Genomic DNA, 3,698 nt, shown 5'->3' on the forward strand with positions numbered 1-3,698 from the left:
CTGACCTTATTATACCCTAATTTTGCTCATATTTTAGATGCGTTTGCCCTGGGGTATAAGCCCCTACCAAACCAGTGAACTTCTGCCCTCTGTCCTTGTAGCGCAGGGTCTTCTGCCTTCGTTTGACTTGAGCATCTTCAGCCATGTTGTGTAAATTAAGAGTGGAAAATAGGGAGATTGCCCTTTGAAAATAATACCAAAATTGTGAAGTGGCTTTGATGGATTGGAGAATATTGGGATCGCCATTTTCTGATTGCTGGTTTTAGTTTTCTGCCAAGAATATTGCTACACATCCATGAACTTTCACTGAAACCTGAGAAAAATGACGCTTAAGAATTTCTTCTAACCCTTCCAATGTATCATTGTTATTATGAAAGATGCCTTTACTATTATAAAAATTCATCAACATTTCAGCCATGGGATTTTTTTCTCCACCATGAGCTAGGATTGTTGAGCCAAAAATTCTCCCTTTATCTTTGAGAATTGTTTTTAGATTTTTGATTACGATCTCTTTTTCTAAGATAGTTCCTGGTAAGCAATGAAATAGATAATTAAGACTAATAGACTCAAAAGGCTCTATGTTTGTAGTTATAGGGTCAAATACATCTTGTTGATAAACCTCTGGTTGATAAGGAGCGATTTTTTGGGCAGCGTAATTTAAGCTATTAGTATTCAAATCCATTAAAGCAATTCTCGGTTGATTAGTTGGGAATTGACAATGAGCTAAAAAATAGCCTGTTCCTACCCCCACATCTAGATGATTAGCAGTGACGAATTGATTATATTGTGAGAGAAGACGGGATGTAGGACACCTCCAAATATAGGAGTTAGACAATTGCAAGACTCCAAAATTGTAGAGAGATAAAAGCTGTGGAGTATAGACGGCACTCCCTTCCATAACCTTCTTTTTATCAATCACTTTTAATAAGAATTATAGATTAACTTAGATAATCTAAATTATACTTTAATTTTCCTGAATAAATTAGATATTTTCCCAATTGGCAATTGGTGAAGTTGATGATGTTGTTTAAATTCACTTTAACTAGATTGTTGACACAGACAATATCCTTATTGTAAGCTACAGTTATAACTGACAACAAGGGTATTGTAGGGAATGTTATCACATTGGTTAAAAGAATGGGGGCAAGGTAAACCACCGTCAAAATGGGTGATAGAAATCATTGATGACACCCTGTCTCGGTTAGAAGGGATGACGAAAGAGGATGAGACTGCGATCGCCGAACTCAATAAGGAAATAACAGAAAAGTTTTTAAAGAAAGTAAAACCAACTAGCGTGAAGAATTACTACACCTACCTACACAAAGCGGTAAGAATTTACTTTAAAGGCAAATTAACTCCCTTTAACAGCATAAAACACCCAACCAAGGGAGAAAAAGAACATTTTGCCTGTACCTTGATAGATACCCCTAATGACATAAAAGCCTTGAACTTAGGCCTGCAACGAGAAGCATTAGATTGGAAACAGCATAATGTGGTTACCATAGAAGAACCAGACTTGATCGTGAACAGGGGCCGAGAGTTATTAGAAAGTGCGATCGCTCAATACGAAAAAGAAGGATTTGCTAGTTATGCCGATATAGGGGCATCCTTAGCGTTATTAGTGGGGCTAAGACCAGGGGAAATCCTTAGAGATGCAGTTCTAACAGACTCATCCCCGTATACCGTCATTTTAAGCCAGGGACAAGCAAAGACTAGAGGCAAAAAGAGAGCTTATGAGATGCCCACCTTGATAGAAGCGGATACGGTACTAAAAGGGTATAATATTCTAAGAAATACCTTTAAAGCAGACAAATTAAACGATTTAGAACTAGAAGTTTATAAAAACAATCTGCGATTGCAAGTAGAAGCGAATTTTAGCGGAATTGTTCCCACGTTGTCTCGTTTAAACGAAGAAACAACCGTAAATCCTCAAAGGTTAAGAGCCGTTTATGATGCGATCGCAGTATTCTATTATTGTCCCCCTCAAGTGAAAGATTTTGCCTTCATAAAAGTCATCAATGGACATGAACCCACACCAGGGAAAGCAGATGCAGCCATGCACTACAGGGCAAACGCATCTAAAATATGAGCAAAATTAGGGTATAATAAGGTCAGAATTTGAAATTAGAATTCTAATTTCAAATTTATCGGCTTTCTCTCTTCATTTCAACCTAAGAAGCTGATTAGCTATAAAACTCTGTCTTTTAACAAATACTTATAGATGAGAGATAATGAGAAAAAGCCCTTGTTGGTAAGATAGAATGAAATTAAGACCGAAAATAACGCTTATCGACCATTTTGAACAATTGACTGACCCAAGAGTTGAGAGAACCAAAGACCACAAGCTGATTGATATTATTGTTATCGCTCTGTGTGCCATGATTTGTGGTGCTGATACCTTTGTGGCTATGGAAACTTATGGAAACTCAAAATATGAATGGTTAAAGCAGTTTTTGGAATTAAAGAACGGAATCCCATCTCACGATACCTTTGCACGAGTGTTCGCTCGAATTGACCCGAATGAATTTGAGCAGTGTTTTCGAGATTGGGTTAGTTCAATCACGGAATTGATGCCAGGAGAAGTGATCAATATTGATGGAAAAACAGTAAAGCATTCAGTTAGTAAAACAGAAGGAAAAAAAGCGATTCACTTAGTCAATGCTTGGGCATCTAAACAAAGATTAGTCCTTGCACAACAAAAAGTTCATGAACGAACGAATGAGATTACTGCCATTCCTCACCTCATCAAAGTGTTAGAGCTTAATGGCTGTTTAGTAACCATTGATGCGATGGGAACTCAAACAGATATTGCCCAATTGCTTCACTCCAAAGGGGCCGATTATTGTTTAGCTCTTAAAGGCAATCAAAGAGGTTTATTTCAAGAAGTTCAAAAAGTATTTAATAATGCCCAAAAAAACGAATGGATTGGAATTGAACATAGCTTTTATCGAACGGTTGAGAAGGGTCATGGTCGCATTGAAACCCGTCGTTATTGGACATTTTCTGCTTCAATTATGACTCGAAATACTGATAAATGGGCAGGACTTCAGAGTATTGGTATTGTTGAATCAGTGCGACGTATTGGAGATAAAACAACTACTTCAACACGCTATTATCTCAATAGTTTTATCAGTAATGCAGAGAAATTAGCGATCGCTGTTCGTAGCCATTGGAGTATTGAAAATAACCTTCATTGGGTCTTGGACGTAGCTTTCAATGAAGATGATTGTCCCGTGCATAAAGATAACGCCCCTGAGAATTTAGCCCGATTACGTCAGATATCTCTTAATCTTTTATCTCAAGAGAAAACTGCTAAGATAGGGGTGAAGAATAAACGACTCAAAGCGGCTTGGGATAATAAATATTTAGCCAAAGTTTTGGGGATCTGATAGTAGCGATCGCCTAATAATAATGGCTAAATAGATTCTCAAAATAATCTTGGTTTGAGATTAGCAATTATGTTGCTCATTTTTTTTCTAAATGGTTTTATTAAGCAGACTGTTTTCTTTTGGTAGAAGCTTTTAGGTAGGTTTTTCAAATTACCTGGTAATTTGAAATCTTAAACACATTATAACTCAATTCTGATCACATTTTTGATGCGTTTGCCCTGTCGCCAACAGTATCAGAGATCCGCTTCGCGGTGCGCTAATTTCTCTGCATTACTGATAAAACTATTGAGATAATAGCGTGTTGAAGTA

The 3,698-nt window shown here is 37.1% G+C and carries 3 protein-coding genes; 2 read left to right on the forward strand and 1 reads right to left on the reverse strand.

The features are described from left to right. Positions 1–262 precede the first annotated feature (262 nt). Positions 263–835, reverse strand: coding sequence for a class I SAM-dependent methyltransferase (locus P9B04_RS16885; protein WP_204366576.1), 573 nt, complete (start codon positions 833–835; stop codon positions 263–265). A gap of 279 nt (positions 836–1,114) precedes the next feature. Here P9B04_RS16885 and P9B04_RS16890 point away from each other — a divergent pair, with 279 nt between their 5' ends. Both P9B04_RS16890 and P9B04_RS16895 read left to right on the forward strand, forming a co-directional pair. Beyond that, the gene (locus P9B04_RS16890; protein WP_342056147.1) at positions 1,115–2,089 is read left to right on the forward strand and encodes a protelomerase family protein; all 975 of its coding nucleotides are present in this window, start codon (positions 1,115–1,117) and stop codon (positions 2,087–2,089) included. 172 nt (positions 2,090–2,261) lie between these two features. After that, positions 2,262–3,389: an ISAs1 family transposase gene (locus tag P9B04_RS16895; protein WP_342056148.1), complete on the forward strand. Its 1,128-nt coding sequence runs from the start codon at positions 2,262–2,264 to the stop codon at positions 3,387–3,389. Positions 3,390–3,698: the final 309 nt, after the last annotated feature.

Origin of the sequence: Crocosphaera sp. Alani8, assembly GCF_038442745.1 — a bacterium.
Classification (GTDB): Bacteria; Cyanobacteriota; Cyanobacteriia; order Cyanobacteriales; family Microcystaceae; genus Crocosphaera.